This window comes from Streptomyces sp. WM6378 (genome assembly GCF_001279695.1).
Classification (GTDB): Bacteria; Actinomycetota; Actinomycetes; order Streptomycetales; family Streptomycetaceae; genus Streptomyces.
On sequence record NZ_LGDD01000081.1, the window covers coordinates 34,150 to 49,059 of the forward strand.

Here is a 14,910-nt window from a genome sequence, read left to right on the forward strand (position 1 = left end):
TTCGGTCGCGCCGGCCGTGGGCACGACGAGGTGGTCATGTGGGGCGGGTCTGGTTGCGGACTTTGCCGTCCAGGAGTGCGCGGGGGGTGAGGTGGTATCCCGCCGAGGCCGCCTCCCGGGTGTGGAGGGCCGCCTGGTCCGGGGTGCGGGCCTGGGGCGGAGCTCCGACCTCGGCGAGTGTCTGGCGGTATCCGGCGCATCCGTCCTCGCGCGTACGGACGGGGGCCCGGTCGGTAGTGCGCCGGGCTGCCGGCGGGCTCTTCACGAGCGCCATGACGTGCTGGTAGCCGTCGCATCCGTCCGGGCGCGTGCGGGGCGGCGGCGGGGAGGGTTCGTCGGGCGGGAGCACGATCGCGGCGCGCGCCCGGTGGTAGCCGGCCGAAGCGCTCTCCCGCGTGCGGACCTCACCACACGGAGCCGGTGCTGCGGGCTCAACGGGGGTGGTAGGGGCTTGGGGGGTGCGTGCGCCGACGGGCAGAACCCGGATGTGGCGGACCGCTTCGGTACCTGCCGCGGCGTTGGCCTTCTGGATGAGCTGGGCGGTGATCAGGCGGGCCTGGGTGGCCCAGGCGTTGCTGCTCGGGACGAGATCGAGGCGGCCGGCGCGGTGGTCGTAGGCGACGGCTCGCAGGTGCTCGGCGATCTCCGGGGTGGTGATGGTCGGCCATCGGTCCATCACCGATCCGCCCGCCGCGGGACTCTCCCAGCCCTGCTCCGCGACGAGGTGAGCCAGGGCCCCGCCGAGTCCCATGGGATCGCGGCCGTTGCGACGGGAAGCGGGGCGGCGCTTCGCGTTCTGCGTGGCCGAGGTGTGGGCGCCGCGTTCCTTGGCGGCCTTCCTGGCGGCTGCCAGGGCGACGCGGGCGAGGTCGACGCCAGCGGGCTTGTCTTCGGTGCTCATGCCGGACTCCAACGGTGGACGATGGTGCGGCCCAGGCGGGTGAGGTTCTGAACGTGGTTGACCAGCGCGGACGTGTAGAGGCGGCGGGCGTACGCCTCGCCGCAGGCGTGGACGGTGGCCCGGACGAGGGCAGGGTCTTTGAGGGCGGCGGCGCGCAGGTCGATGACCTCTTCGCGGGTGAGCTGTTCAAGGTCGACCAGGCCGTCGTCGCCGACGGCGAGTTCGCGCCCTTCCTGTGGCGCGGCGGCCGGCTGCTGCAGCTGTGCGAAGGCCGCTGCGACGTCGCGGGCTACGGCAGGGCTGACGGGCCGGCGGCAGTCGTCCTGCTGCCAGTCGGTGTGCCGGTCGCGTTCTGCGTGGCGCGCGTCCCGCCAGTGGTCCACGATCTGGGCGCGCTTGGCGGCGGTGTCGTACAGCAGGTGGGCGCCGGTGAGACGGCGGGCGAGGAAACCGGATGGGCGGTGGACGCGGCGGGCCGGGGCCTGGAGCCCCACGACGGCGATGACTTCGGCTGCGGTCCAGCCGGCATCGGCGACGTGGCGCACGATCCAGGCGATGCGCGGGACCGCGGCGCGGCCGAGCCAGCCGATCTGCTGGGTGAGCTCGGCGGCGAGCTGGTAACGGCGGCCGGTCTGGTTCAGCGTCCGGCGGTTGGTCTTCTTCGGGGCGGTGGAGTTGTGCTGCCCGCTGGCGAGCTTGCTCTCAGAGGGAGAGGAGGTATCACCCGCAGTAGAAGAGCTAGAGGTACTACCCACCATTGGGGTGCAAGACGGCCGGCGCGAAGTGTCCTGGGCCGGGCGGCGGTTGGCCGTCTTTGTCCGCTTCTGGCGCCGGGGGCGGGCCGCTGCGTGGAGCTCCTTCAGCAGGGGGATCCGGTCCGGGGAAAAGCCGCGTACGGAGCGGATGAGGGTGTCGGAGGGGCCGGTGCGCAGCCCTGCCGCGTCGTCGAAGGCGGGCGGGATGGTGCGCTCGAACTCGCTGGCCCGCCCGCCGACGCCGCGCACGCGGGTCCCTTTGGAGCGGTAGGTGAGCAGACCTGCCTCCCGCAGCATCGCGAGGTGGTACTGCACGGTGCGCGTCGACAGTTTCAGCCACCCGACCAGGACGGCGACGCTGGGGCGGCATTCAGTGAGATGTGCGATCGCTCGGGCCAGGCGCAGGGTGGTGTCGCCGAACTTCTTGGGGCCGTGCGAGAGCTCGGAGGAGTAGGGGCCGTACTTGTAGACCCAGTAGACGGCTTCGAGCCAGGCGTGACCGTTCGGTGCGATGCGTCCGCCGGTCGTGGACATCCACTGCCCGCTGGCGGGCACGCGGGAGCTGGCTGCATCGAGCTCCGTGGCAGGCGGCAGCGGAGCCGGCCGGGGTGGTGCAAGGGTCGTGGGCACGGGGGTTCCTGGGTTTTTGGGTGCGCGAAATGGACCCGTGGCGGCACGGGCCTGAAGGGGGCGAAGGCGCGCTTGGTGGGTGGCGCCGGTGGGTTAGTCGAGCGTGAAGGTCATCTGGACGGGTTCGGCCGTCTCATCTGGCTGGCTGGGCGGGGCAGATCCGCGGGGCCGGCCGGGGTGAACGCGGGCGGGTGTACGGCACACGATCCGTGGAGTGGCTGGGTTTTGTGCTTCTTCGGCGACCAGGGTCTGGAGGCGGCGTACTTCCTTGGGGGCCAGGCCAGTTGCGTGGCGGACCCTGAGATAGGAGGCGCCACGGGTGAGCATCTCGATCGCGATGAGCTCGGCGCGGGCCCGGTCGACGTTGAAGACCGGCCAGGGACGCGCCGGCAGGACGGTGACAGTCTCGGCCGTCTGCTCCGGTGGGTCGATGTCTTCGGCCACTATGCACCGCCCTTGGCTGAGACGAGGTCCGCCTCCACGACGACCCTCTTGGAATGGCCGGTGGCCGGCCAGCAGGTGACGAGCGTGAGCCTCGCCGCGGTGGGGGTGGCACCGGGGTTGCCGGGCACCTGCGCGATCACGTCCACATCGGTCGGCGCGACGGTCCGTACGCGGGTGACGGTGTAGGTGTAGGTGATGCGGTGCGCGGTGACCACCTGGATCTCGGCGCCGGCCGTGATGCGGTCGATGCTGCGGAAAGCCGGGTCGGCGACGCCGGAGCGGTGACCTGCGATCGCGAAATTCCCGATCTGGCCAGGCTGTTCGGTGCCGGGGAAGTGACCGACGCCAGCTCGCAGTTGCTGCTCTGCGACGCCGTCGTAGACGGGCTGGGCCCAGTCGGCGCCGAGCGCGGGGATGCGCAGGACCGCCCCGATGCGGCCGCCGGGACCGGTCCCGTTCGTGGCGCCCACCGTGTGCTCTCCCTGAGCCGGCGGGTTGGCGGCGCTCCAGTCGGACAGCGTCCGGGTGGCGGCATCGTGGGACGTGCCGGTGGTGTCCGCCACCTTCGTGTCACTGGTGGGCGGCGTGGCGGAGGAGGTCAGCGGGTCCGGTGCCTGCGCGGTCGCGGACGAGGTGGGCTGCGCGGCGGCCGCGGAGCGGCTTCCGGAGTTGTGACCGGTCTGTGCCCACAGCAGGGCGGCGAAGGTGATGCCTGTGGCGGCTACCGCGGCGATCGCGAGGCGGCGCCTGCCGGGGCGGGAGGGGGCGGACTCGCGGGAGTTGACGGTGTCGTCGGACTGGGAGGTGCTGCTCGTGGGGGGCATGAGGGGTTCCTGCGAGTGAGAGCGGCTCGGGCCGGGCCGCTGGGTGGTGAGCAGCTGGTGCTGGTCACCACCCAGCGGTTGTCGGGTCCGTGGTGGATGCGTGGCGCAGTGGCGGTCAGGCGCCGGTCTGCGGCAGGACGGAGATGGTGACCGGCCGCGGCTGCGGCTTCGGCTGGTCGGGGATCTTGACGTCCTTGACCGCGACGGCGGCCGTCGCGCCGTCGAGGACGGTCGTCTGCTGGTCGGCGGCGAGCTGGTAGCCCTCGACAGCCTTCACCTCATGCACGGTGTACGTGCCCGGGGCCAGATTGTCGGCCTGCCAGTGGCCGGCCGAATCGGTCTTGCCGGTGGCTGCGGTCCTGCCGGCAGCGTCCCTGATCGTGAACTCGACACCGGCAAGCGGCTTGCCCGACTCGGCCGCGGTCTTAGTGACCTTGATGCCGCCCTTGAGGGCATCGACCTTGAGCTGCAGCTGCGCCTGGGCGCTGGAGACTCCGCCGGCGAGCAGCATGCGCTGTGCCTTGGCGTTGGCCGGCGTGATCGTGCGCAAGGCGTTGCCCGGAAGCGACTTGGCGGTCGCCTTGAGGATGGTGTCGCCCGCCTTGGCCGGGGTGATGCTGGTGGTGGCGACGCCGTCCGCGTTGGTCGTTACGGTGCCCGCGGCGGCGCCGGACAGGTTCAGGTCGAGCGTGACGCCGGGAATCTTGTGGCCGCTGGCGGAGGTGACGTCGAGGGTGACCGCGCTCTTTGCACCGGGCTTGAGGGCGGTGCCAGCCGGCTTGATGTTGACCTTGTAGGGGCCGGCGAACATGGCGGCCTCGGCCATGTAGCCGGTGGCGAACCGCTTCGCTTCGACTGGCACGTTCGGGTAGGTCAGGCGCTGCAGGGCACGCTTGCCGTTGGGCAGGGCGTAGGTGGTGCCGGCCTCGAGGTAGCTGTAGACGGCGGCGTCGACTGCGGCTGCCTGGGCGTCGCTCTTCGTGTCGCCGTACTTGGACAGCACGTACGCGGCGCGGGCGATGTCCTGCGCCGTCGCCGACTTGCCGGTGGCCTTCGAGGTCCAGGCGGTGTTTTCCTGCACAGGGCCGTAGTTACCAGCGGATTCGGGTCCATCGAGCTCCGGATCACCGCAGTATGCAAGGCCGGTGAAACCGGGGAGCTGCGCCCCGGGCGGGCCGTAGGCGCCGATATGTGAGGCTGCGGGCTTCCCGGAGCTGTCTGATATCAGGTATCCGGGCCCCCAGCGGTCTGCCGCGCCGGCGGCCGGCGCGAGAAGCACTCCTGCTCCCACCGCGATTGCCGTGCCGATCAGGGCCGATTGGCGAAGGCGGCGGCCCCGGTGGGCGGCTGCTGCGGGTGGTGACACATTCATCCACGTCTCCCCGAGTTGGTGACGCCGAACGGCAGGGTTGCCGAGGCCGGGTGAGGCCGGATCCGGCGTTCAAGGTGCCCTGTGGCTCCTTGATCTGATGTGCTGACAGGCGCTGGATGAACGCGGCGCCGAGCAGAGCGCAAGGCGATGCGCCATGGGGCGTGTACGCCCCGTGACCAACGATGTCCGATCCTGCCTGATCATGGAGAAGGGTGTCAACAATTGTTCTTCAGGCGGGGAGAGTTGCCGTCGCCGTTGCACAGGGACGCCACCCCTCGCAGGTAGGTGCTCCTTCAACTAACCCGCAGAAGGCGGCCCTTGGCGTTGCGCCCTGGCCCGGCCGTCCAGGGGCCGCATCACCGTCGTGGCAGGCAGGAAGCCGACACGGGCCCAGTCGGGCCAAAGACACCCTCGAGGGACCCGCACACTGACACAATTGTTGCGACTCGGCGCGGCCGACCCTCGAGGTCACAATTGTTACGATGCGGCGTGACGCAGACTGCCAACGCCCACTAACCTCTGGGCGAGCGCATCTTCACACCGTGCCCACCCTTTGCCCGCCAACCCAGGAGATCCGCCCAACATGAACCCTTCTGACGAGGCTGTCACGCCGGAGGGGATCGGAGTGGCAGACGAACTCGAAGTCGTTCTCAGTTCCGTAAATGACCTGATCAAGGAACTGGGTTACGCCCCCGACGGGTTCAATATCGATCGACTTGTGTATAGGACGGGCATACCCGCCGATCAGGTGGAACAGCTCCTCAACGGAGCGCCGGCGGACGAACCGGAGAACCTCCACAGCTCTGTCCACCGACGTCTCGTCTTCCTTCGCGATACCCGCCGTCGGCCCGATGGTGCGGAGTACAGCTACGACGAGATCGCCGTCAGGCTGGGGATCTCCCGGGCGCAGGTCTACAACGTCTTCACCGCGAAGAGGAACCCTGGCCTGCAGGTCACCGTCGAACTGGAGAAGTTTTTCCGGGTCGAGGCCGGCTTCCTCACCCTCACGGACCGACAGGCACTCGCTCGCGCCCTCAAGCCGATCCGCGAACAGCTCACCTACGTGGCCATGCTCAAGAACAGGGGCGTGGGATACAACCAGCTGGCGCTCCGCAGTGCCCTGGCCACGGAGGACGACGCCGCGTGGGGCAAGGAGCTGATGGCCGCGCTCGGCGCTGCCATGGACCGGTCGGAGCAGGAACAGGAACTGCAAGAGCTGACCGACTCGGTACGTGCGCTCCCCAGTCGCAGCAGAAGGCGGATCATCCCCTTGATGCGCGGCATGCTCGGCCTGACCAGGGCTGACGAGGACCCGGCTTCCGACAGCAAAGATCGCCCCTGACTCACGCCTGCCGGCAGGACATCCAAACCGGGCCGAGACCTTGCATCGCTGCGCTGTGAGTTCCTTCCGGCTGCAGGCTTCTTCGTTTCCCTGCGACGCTGGAACGAACAGCGGTAGCGCCACTGTGTACGCGTTTCAGGCACCGCCTCTTCGGCTGCGAGACGAAGGGGCACGGCCCGCCCCCGCCAGCACGGGGACGGTCCAGATCGGCCCCTTCTCTCTATCCGGAGGAGGGACCCTTTCCTGTTCCCCGGGCACTTTGCGAAGGGAATGGTCGTCTAACGGGCCAGTCATGGTAGAGCGGGTCGCCGCCTGAGCCTGCGTCGGACGCCGCATCCGGTCACTAGCGCCGCGAGGACCACCATCAGCAGACCGTCCCGCCGTACCATCCCTGAATTCCCCTTCCGTGCCTGCCGTGCCTCCCGAGCGACCGTGGCTGTCGGTGTTCACTCAAGCAGACCGCCAGGACCGTCGCGTGAGCCTGCGTACTCATCTCGTACGGTCGGTCCTGGCGTGGATGCGGGCATCCGAATGCGGCAGGGTGCAGTTCCACGGCCACTTGGGGTGGTGCTTCGCACCACCCCAAGCACTCAATGGCCTGCCCTGGTCAGTTGGTGCCGAGGACGGCGAACAGGTACTGCGGGCCGTTCGTGTCCTTGTCCGTCAGGCGATCGCCTATGTACAGCCGGCCCTTGTCGTACAGCAGGTCGTTGGTGCCCATGTTGAAGGCTCCCAAGGCAGGGGTGAGGATCTTGTCGTCGTTCGGGAGCTCCATGAGGACGGTCTGTTTCAGGGTGGCGCCGTCGATGCTGACCACGGCGCTGTGTCCTTGGTAGGGCGGGGTGCGCAGGGCGATGACGTTGTTGCCGTCCATGCGGATGGGGAAGAGTTTCCGCTCGTCGCCGGCGTCGGCGCGGCCCGGCACCGGCTTACCGGTGGCGAGGTCGAAGGCGACGAACTCGTTGGTGTGGCCCGGTACATCCGGTGAGGCGTTGTCGTGGTCAGTGGTCGGCAGGAACAGCTTGCCGCCGCCGGCGAGGGGGCCGCGGCACGTTCCCACCTGGGCCACCTTGCACTCGATGGCGTACTTCTCGTTGGGGATCGTGATGTGGGCGAGTTCCTTGCCGGTCGTGTCGTCGACCGAGTAGATGTCGGAGATCTTGGCGACGTCTCCGTCGCCTGGATAGCCGCCGATGACCAGGGGCTTGGTGGACAGAACGTACATGTACCTGAATGCCGAGGACACCTTGTAGGTGGAGAGCGGCTGGCCGGTCGCCGGGTTCAACGTCTGTACCGAGAGGGTGGGGTGGTAGACGTCGCCGCATTGGCGGACGGTGACCAGCACTGGGCCACCGGCGTAACCGTTGTCCAGGCAGTTGTCGGCGGTGACCTGTGGCTTCCACAGCTGCTTGCCCGTGGCTATGTCCCAGGCGGTACCTCCGTCGTTCTCGCCACCCACCGCGGCGGTGCCGCCGCTGATGGCGATCTCCGCGGCCCCGACCTTGCGGTCACCTGAGCCGGACACGGCGACGCCGGAGGTGGGCATGGTCGCGTGCCAGAGCAGTTTGCCGGTGTTGACATTGACCGCCGCGACCTCCGTGCAGAGCCCGCCGTCGAAATCGGGCAACTTCTCACCCTCGTACGCGATCACGGTGACGCCGTCTGCCGTGATCTGCGGGGTGGTGACGCACACCGGGGTTGGCAGGGGGAGCTTCCACCGCTGAGTCCCCTTGGCCGGGTCGTAGCCGCCGATCTCCTTGAGCCCTGTCTTGGCATACACCGTGTCGGTGAGCCACTCCCCGAAGACGCGGTCCCCGAGGCTGTTGGTGGCCTTGGGCGTGTACTGGTTGAAGAGCATCTTGGCGGAGGGCGGGGCGGCCTGAGAGGCGTGGTTGCCGTCGTTGCCGTCGGCACCCTTGCCGGCGTTGGCAGCGGGCTTGCTGCTGTCGCTGTCGCCCCCCGACGTCAGGTACCAGGTGCCGCAGCCGAGTACGAGAGCGGATCCCGCGATGATGGCGACGATCCCCGGCCAGAGCCGGGCGCGCCGTGCGGCCGGAGGGGGAACGTTCGGCGGCGCGGTGGGCATCGGCGGAACGGCCGGACCGAATCTCGCAGGGGGCGGCCCGAATCCCTGCGGAGCACCGGGCGCGGGTGGTGGGGGGTAGCTCATGACGGTACGTACCTCAGCAGAAGGAAAGTTGGCGGCACAACAGCGGCCCCCACGAGGGGAGCTGCCTGGCCGTGGGGGCCGGTGCCGTGTCGGTGGCTGGGTGTCAGGACGTCAGATCGTTGATGATGTGGGAGAGGGCCCATATCGCCCAGGCCAGGGGGAGCAGGGCGGCCAGGGAACTGGCGCGCCGCAGCACCGGTGTTCCGGGGGACAGTTGCGGGCCGGGCTGCCCGGGAATCGGTGCGGGCAGTTTGTTGATCTGCGCGAGGGCGACGCGGTTGATGATCAGGGTGCCGGGGGTGAACAGGACCAGGGACAGGGGAGACCACCAGCCCTGCCACACCGTCTCGCTGGTCACCTCGCGGTAGATCGCGAGGCCGCACGGCCGGCAGAACGGCCCGTCCACGCGCGAGAACCGCATCCACATCAACACGCCGTGATGCGACCGGAACGTCGCGAACGCGGCCGGGAGCGCACCACAGATTCTGCACGTCAGAGGCGGTGCCACCAACGCGGGCATGAGCGGAGCAGCCCCGGGCGCGGGCGGTCCGAAAGAGCCGGGCTGCGGCGTACCGGGGTGCGGTGCCATCTGGTGGGGGACGGGGGAGGGCGGGAAGCCCTGCCACTGGGGGCTGGTCACGGGAGTTGGGTTCCTCGCTCGGGGCAGACAGGGCCCTGCACCGTCAACGGGCTGAATGGGATGGACAGTTGGAGAGGTACGGGCGGCAAGTGATCCTCGTCGGCGTGCCGCACCTCACTCTTTGTCATGAACGCCACCTTAAACAGCCTCGGGCTCACGCACCTGAGTACCCCTACTCAGCCCGCGCCTGCGGCGTCGTAGCGTGGTCAGCCGGATTCCCCTGCTGAGGCGCCGTCGGCGAATGCGTCGGGTCACCTCGCCTTGGCGAGGCCGAGCTCGTCCGGGCGGAGTCCGGCAAGGAGGCGAGCCGCGCAAGCCGGCGCGGTCCCACCCTTCTCACCACTCAGATGTGGCGGAGAAGGGTGAAGCCCGCTCGTCCGTGTATCTGGCGCGCGATCCGTTTGGTCTTGGTGGTGACGCCCTCGGCGGGGTCGTTGCCGTACGGGACTGTGAGTTTGTCCTAACCTTCCTTCCAAGCGAAGCGCGGGTCTGAGTCGATCATTCGTAAGATCGGCGGGCCCAGGGGTTTCGGGTATGGCTGTGAGCTTGTCGCCCTTGGATGGCTCAAAGAACTTGGCCGCCCGGAGCCCCGCGACGACTCGACCACTTGACGGGCCTGCCAGTCGCACAGTGATCCGCGGGTCCCCCGCCATGCGGGCAACCTGGGCCGCTCTGACAGGGTAGGGGCATGGGCGAGCTGATTGAGCGAGTAGATGTACAGGACCACGTTATCGGCGTGGTGGAGCGAGGCGACGCGGTACGCAACGGGTGGTACTACCGCATGTCCATGGTGCTCTGCCGAGACCACGACGGGCGGTATCTGGTCCATCAGCGTCCAAAGAACAGCTCCCGCTTTCCGGGACAGTACAGCTGGCTGGTCGCAGGTGCAGTCGGCGTGGGTGAGTCCTACGAGGCCGCGGCCGGCCGGGAACTTGCCGAGGAGATGGGCGTGACGGCCGCCGTGACGCCCCTGTTCAAGTTCCTGTGCGACGGCGAACTCGGTCCCTACTGGTTCGCTGTTCACGAAGCGACGATCGACCCGGTCCAGCTCCAGCCGAGCAGGGAGGAAATTGGCTGGTGCGACTGGCTCGCCGAGCGCGAGCTGACCGTGCTGGTGGACCAGTGGCCATTTGTCAGCGACAGCCGGGACGCATTCGAGCGCTATCTGAAGTACCGCTCTGCGGTCGTCTAATGATCTTCCTGGCTGTCGGTTGGCTCAGAGAACAAGGGTGGGGTGGCGCTGCGTTCGGCAACTCCACCCCACCTCCACTCTGTCAGGCAGCCGGCCGGGCCTCTGTACCTTCTCGGGAACGCTCAGCCAGCGGGTGAACCAGGAAGCGCGCGATGCGCAGGAGGCGTTCGCGCTCCTCACTCGCTGGTGTGTCCTCCCCCGGCAGAACGACGGGCGGGCCTTCTGGTGGCGCGATGTCCGGGCGGCTCCGCTGGGCGAACTGCTCGCGTGCGATGTGCAGCTGCTGCACGGCTTCCTGGAGTGCGGCAGCGGCGGCCAGTGCCTCCCTGTCGGCTTCGGTCAGGTCGGAGGCCGAACGTCGGACGTCGTCGATAACGTCCTGTGAGACCCACGGACGCAGTGTCCGGATGCCGTCCAGGATCTCAATGACCCGGCGGTGCAGGTTGAACGAGACATTGGCCGGGAGCTGGCCCCCCTGGCCCGGAGTGCTGTCAGGGTTGAAGGCGAGGTCGTCGTCCACCTGGCCAACGACCAGTTCCCAGAGCGGCTGCAGCGTCGTGTAATCGCGCCGCTCACGCAGCCAGGCGCCGACGGCCGATCCGGACAGGCCGTAGCACATGATGATGGTGCCGAACGCTCCGAAGGAGGAACCGAAGACGCCTACGGTGTCGAGGGCGTGGCTTCCGCATACTGCCGCGACGATGGCCGGAGCCGAGCAGACGACGTAGCCGAAGATGGCGAGCATCGCATAGCCGAACACTGCGAGCGAGTGCTGCAGGCCATGGTCCGAGACTTCAGCACGCCGACACTGACGGTACGCGTTCAGAGTCCCGCTGGTCAGCGTGGCAAGGAACACCGCGAGGAAGATCAGCACGAAAGGATCGTCCGTGAACGCGGTGTTGAACTTGAGGGGGTCCGCAGGCCCGGACAGGTCGGCCGCGGCGAACGCCGCCACCATAAGGCACCCCGAGGCTACATAGCCGACGCTCCAGGCGGTGACCTGGGTCCGCCTGCGCTTCGGGACCTCCAGCAGCGCCGAGTCCCAGAGCAGCGTGATCAGATGCACCAGCGCGAAACACGCGAGGATGCCGACATAGACAGGCAGGGTGGCGAAGCTCGGCTGCCCCGTCCAGTCACCCAGGGTTCGGTACCCCACGGGCGAGGCCATCACGTAGACCAGAGTGGCGCAAAACAACATGCTGGTGGTCAGTGCGAGCGTGGTTGTCGGGTCGCGGCGCAGCGCCAGGGCTTTCCACGCGGCTATCGCGAGCGTGATGACCGATATGGCCAAGTAAACAATGTTGGATGCATCTTCAGACACCTCCCTTTTATATAGCCCGCGGGGTCATCAGCACGGCGGCAGGGCCCCGGCTCCGGCAAACCGACAGACGTCGGCTCTATGCCCCGCCCATGTTGCGCCGGGTGCAGCCGTCGCCACTGTGATTCATACAGGCACTTTCGTACGCGCCGCACGACAAGGCCGGTAGTCTCCAAGTGCCGCGCAGGGCGGCGCTGTTCCGCGTACTGAGCAAGACCTGGCTGCGGCATGTCCGGCCAGGCATGGGGGACCCAATGCGACGGGCTATCGTCCTCGGTGGATCGTTTGCCGGCCTGATGGCCGCGCGCGTACTCAGCGACCTCGCGGTGGAAGTCATCATCGTGGAGCCCGATCCGCTCGAGCCGGACAGTCTTGGCCGTGGCGCCCCGCATCGTGGGCAGTTGCACGCTTTGCTGGCCATGGGCCATACCCAGCTCGAGCGGTGGTTTCCCGGGATAACCGACGAGTTGACCGCAGCTGGTGCGCGCACCGGGTCGGGATCCGCGGTGCAGTTCTACGTGGATGGCGTCCTGAAGGCTCCGGTCGTCCCGGACTCCACCATGCTCGGTGCGACCCGTCCCCTTCTTGAGCGCCACGTCCGAAGCCGAGTGCTGGGACTGCCCAACGTGCACCAGGTGCGCGGCCGGGCACGCGGGCTCACTCTCCTCGGCGGGCGGGTCGCCGGCGTTCGCTACACAGCCTCCGCTGATGACGACGGCGTGCTTGAGGAGTCTCTCGCCGCCGACCTGGTCGTCGACGCGATGGGCAAAGCAAGCCGCCTGGCGTCGTGGCTGAGCGACGACGGCTGGGGTGTGGTGCCGGTGGACCGGATGACAGTCGACCTGGGGTATGCCACCGCCGCCTTCCGGCGCGGTACTGAACTGCCGGACCTCGTGATCGCGCACTCCTCGCCCGGGCCCTCCAGCGGATACCAGCCGACGCTGAGTGAAGCGGGTGCACTCGCTGCCGTAGAGGGCGACCGGTGGAGCGTCGTGCTCTCCGGCTACGCGGACCACGCGCCCAACCGTGATCCTGAGGAGTTCCTCGCACGCATGCGGCGATGCGTGAGTCCGCTCCGGCAGATCGCCGAGATCGGGGCTTTCGACGGTCCCGTGGAGCCGTTCCGGTTCCGCCAGAGCCAGCGCCGCAACTACCTGCGGCTGCTTCAGTTTCCGGGCGGCCTGGTCGTCGTGGGAGATGCCCTCGCGTCCGTCAACCCCATCTACGGGCAAGGCTTGACCCTCGCCATGCTGCAAGCCTCATCGCTGCATGCGTACCTCCGTACCGGGGTGTCTCCGCACGTTCCGGCCCGGGGCTACTTCCAACGTGCTGCGGCTGTCGTCAATGCCGCGTGGCAGCTCTCCACAACGGCCGATCTGGCTCAGCCTCACGTGCGTGGGCCCTACCCTCCCGGGTACGCGATGACTCGCTGGGTCGGCGACCGGGTCATCGAGGCGTCGGTCAGGGACTCGGCCGTCAACACGGTCTTCATGGATGTTCTGCACATGCGGGCCCGCCCGCAGGCACTGAGCAGGCCCCGGGTCCTGCTACGGACAGCCCAGGTGCTTTTCCGGCCCTGAAGCCGGGCACCCTCCGTGGCCGGGATTTATGAGACACCGAGTGTCCGCGGCGACACCCTGTCGATGTGCGCAATGGCCGAGTGGCTTGCTCCGCCTCCTGGGAGTCGGGTGGACATGCCCGGTCTTCTCTGTGAGACACCTTCTGGCCTCGACTGGTTTCAGACTCCGGAGCGTCTGTGCGCGAGGGCCGAGCCAATGAAGCTGTCCTTGGTTGCAGCCCCGCCGAGCTTGAGGTGCCTCTGCACCATCACCGTGGCGAACGCCTCGGCGCGCCTCTCGTGTGGGTTGTCGTAGTGAGACCGCGCCAGCACCTTCCTGACGGCTTCCGGGTCTAGGTCCGGAAGCAGTTGGCGCACGGCCTCGGCCGCGGTCTCGGCCGACGCCGAGGTGTCTTGGGCCTCGGGTTCCTCGTCCCACAGGTGGTAGAGCTCGTGCATCGTGCTGTGGAGGCGGGTCAGTTCACTGGCGTTGGAGTCCACCACGATGAAGTCCACCCTCCTGCCGCGAACACAGAACCCCGACACCTTCGCCGGCAGAGGCTCCTCGGCGATGGCGATCGGCCGACCCCGCTTCTGAGCAATCGCATCCACCAGGCTCTGCATATCGCGGACCCCGGACAGGCCCAGGTCCCGACGGATGAGCCGCGTGGTGGACCATGCCGACAGCTTGATGGCCAACTGGTGCTTGACCGCGGCATGCACAGAGCAGGCGAGACGGACAGGCAGGAAGCTGCGTCGTGTTCCCCGCTCCAGGGGGTTGCGCCCGTTCTGGTGAGTGCTCTCCGATGTCTCGCGCATTCTCCGTCGTGGCCCTATCTCGTAACTGGGTTGGTGGCGGACTGCTATGCGCCTCTCGATGGTTCACCTGAACCATCAGCACTATGGCCTGGCGCGTCACCTTTGCCTGTGTATGCCGGGCGTGACGGAACGCATGCTCATGCGGGGGCCGTCCGCCTGTCCGGCAAACTGCCTGGTGAGTGACACCGTTCGGGACGCTGTTCGACGTCGGAGGTCAAGTAACAAGCTCAGCACCTGTTCCGCGGCTCAAGGCTCGCTCGCTTTGATGCGGGTTCAGCTGCATGCGGGTGCCGCCAGTTGTTCGGCGGCACCCCGTCCCGAGCCAGCCGCTTGCAATCGGCCCCTGCCATGAGCGGCCTTCGCCGTCCAGATACATCAGGCCAGCTGCCCCACCGCAGCCGGTGCCGACCACGTCGGTTGAGTCACGCGTCCTGGATGGCCTCTACCTTGAGCGAGGACACACCACCGTCCAGATGCTGGCCCACGCGGATGCCATCGCCACGCACGACTGTGCTGTACCCGGAGAAGTGGTCTCCGGAGAAGAGCGTGACCTGGAACCCCACTCCTACGAACACCGAGCCCACGGAGCCGGGGATCGAGGAACTCGTGTACTCGCCGGGTTCCAATATCTGAGAGTCTCCGCCGAATTCCCGCTCGGTGAACAGCACACAGGGATCTGTGTTTATGAAGACGAACCCGTCCGTGGTGATGGACCCCGACTCGTGAAATCGGAAGTCGGAGGCGTGTAGGGACGACTCGATCTCCATGGCGTTGCCTTCCTACCGGGGCGCTGGGCGTGTAGTCGCCTAGCGCCGAACATGCTTGTTGACGGCGGTTGCTCGCAGCGGAGCAGCTCACGTACGCACGGTGTTGGCATGTGCTGCCTAATGCCGCGTCAAGCGCTGTTGTGAGCACGGTAGGTCTTTGGCTTGCTGCGCATCCGCA

General features: G+C 68.1%; 13 protein-coding genes. 3 read left to right on the forward strand and 10 right to left on the reverse strand.

Features of this window, described 5'->3' with window-relative positions; translation table 11 throughout:
• Positions 1-34 precede the first annotated feature (34 nt).
• The 5 genes from ADK54_RS09880 to ADK54_RS09900 form a co-directional block, all read right to left on the reverse strand.
• Positions 35-901 (reverse strand): DciA family protein, encoded by an 867-nt coding sequence (locus ADK54_RS09880; protein ID WP_053725186.1) that lies wholly within the window; start codon positions 899-901, stop codon positions 35-37.
• Positions 898-2,190 (reverse strand): helix-turn-helix domain-containing protein, encoded by a 1,293-nt coding sequence (locus ADK54_RS09885; RefSeq protein WP_063801940.1) that lies wholly within the window; start codon positions 2,188-2,190, stop codon positions 898-900. The genes ADK54_RS09880 and ADK54_RS09885 overlap by 4 nt, the downstream gene beginning before the upstream one ends.
• A 189-nt stretch (positions 2,191-2,379) precedes the next feature.
• Positions 2,380-2,730 (reverse strand): hypothetical protein, encoded by a 351-nt coding sequence (locus ADK54_RS09890; protein ID WP_053725188.1) that lies wholly within the window; start codon positions 2,728-2,730, stop codon positions 2,380-2,382.
• A complete protein-coding gene (locus ADK54_RS09895) occupies positions 2,730-3,554 on the reverse strand; it encodes a sortase (protein WP_053725189.1) in 825 nt (274 codons plus the stop codon). Before ADK54_RS09895 ends, ADK54_RS09890 begins: the two co-directional genes overlap by 1 nt.
• A 115-nt stretch (positions 3,555-3,669) precedes the next feature.
• Positions 3,670-4,635, reverse strand: a complete 966-nt coding sequence (locus tag ADK54_RS09900; RefSeq protein WP_053725190.1) for a prealbumin-like fold domain-containing protein — start codon at positions 4,633-4,635, stop codon at positions 3,670-3,672.
• Between the two features lie 874 nt (positions 4,636-5,509).
• On the opposite strand from ADK54_RS09900, the gene ADK54_RS09905 reads away from it, so the two are divergent.
• A complete protein-coding gene (locus ADK54_RS09905) occupies positions 5,510-6,268 on the forward strand; it encodes a helix-turn-helix domain-containing protein (protein ID WP_053725191.1) in 759 nt (252 codons plus the stop codon).
• Between the two features lie 607 nt (positions 6,269-6,875).
• Here ADK54_RS09905 and ADK54_RS09910 read toward each other — a convergent pair.
• Positions 6,876-8,354 carry a PQQ-binding-like beta-propeller repeat protein gene (locus ADK54_RS09910; RefSeq protein ID WP_053725192.1) on the reverse strand — a complete coding sequence of 493 codons (1,479 nt, stop codon included), beginning with the start codon at positions 8,352-8,354 and terminating at the stop codon, positions 6,876-6,878.
• A 187-nt stretch (positions 8,355-8,541) separates the two neighbouring features.
• Positions 8,542-8,859, reverse strand: a complete 318-nt coding sequence (locus ADK54_RS09915; protein WP_234391990.1) for a hypothetical protein — start codon at positions 8,857-8,859, stop codon at positions 8,542-8,544.
• Between the two features lie 907 nt (positions 8,860-9,766).
• Between ADK54_RS09915 and ADK54_RS09920 the strand changes: the two genes are divergently transcribed.
• On the forward strand, positions 9,767-10,270 hold the full coding sequence (locus ADK54_RS09920; RefSeq protein ID WP_053725194.1) for an NUDIX hydrolase: 504 nt from the start codon (positions 9,767-9,769) through the stop codon (positions 10,268-10,270).
• A gap of 82 nt (positions 10,271-10,352) precedes the next feature.
• Here the strand turns inward: ADK54_RS09920 and ADK54_RS09925 are convergent, their stop codons facing one another.
• Positions 10,353-11,591 carry an MAB_1171c family putative transporter gene (locus ADK54_RS09925; RefSeq protein WP_159047699.1) on the reverse strand — a complete coding sequence of 413 codons (1,239 nt, stop codon included), beginning with the start codon at positions 11,589-11,591 and terminating at the stop codon, positions 10,353-10,355.
• A 251-nt stretch (positions 11,592-11,842) separates the two neighbouring features.
• Here ADK54_RS09925 and ADK54_RS09930 point away from each other — a divergent pair, with 251 nt between their 5' ends.
• Positions 11,843-13,168: an FAD-dependent oxidoreductase gene (locus ADK54_RS09930; protein WP_053725266.1), complete on the forward strand. Its 1,326-nt coding sequence runs from the start codon at positions 11,843-11,845 to the stop codon at positions 13,166-13,168.
• A gap of 158 nt (positions 13,169-13,326) precedes the next feature.
• Here ADK54_RS09930 and ADK54_RS09935 read toward each other — a convergent pair whose 3' ends face one another.
• Both ADK54_RS09935 and ADK54_RS09940 read right to left on the reverse strand, forming a co-directional pair.
• Positions 13,327-13,965, reverse strand: a complete 639-nt coding sequence (locus ADK54_RS09935) for a hypothetical protein (protein WP_159047700.1) — start codon at positions 13,963-13,965, stop codon at positions 13,327-13,329.
• A gap of 422 nt (positions 13,966-14,387) precedes the next feature.
• Complete coding sequence (locus ADK54_RS09940) at positions 14,388-14,732, reverse strand: hypothetical protein (RefSeq protein WP_053725197.1); 345 nt, start codon at positions 14,730-14,732, stop codon at positions 14,388-14,390.
• Between the last annotated feature and the right edge of the window lie 178 nt (positions 14,733-14,910).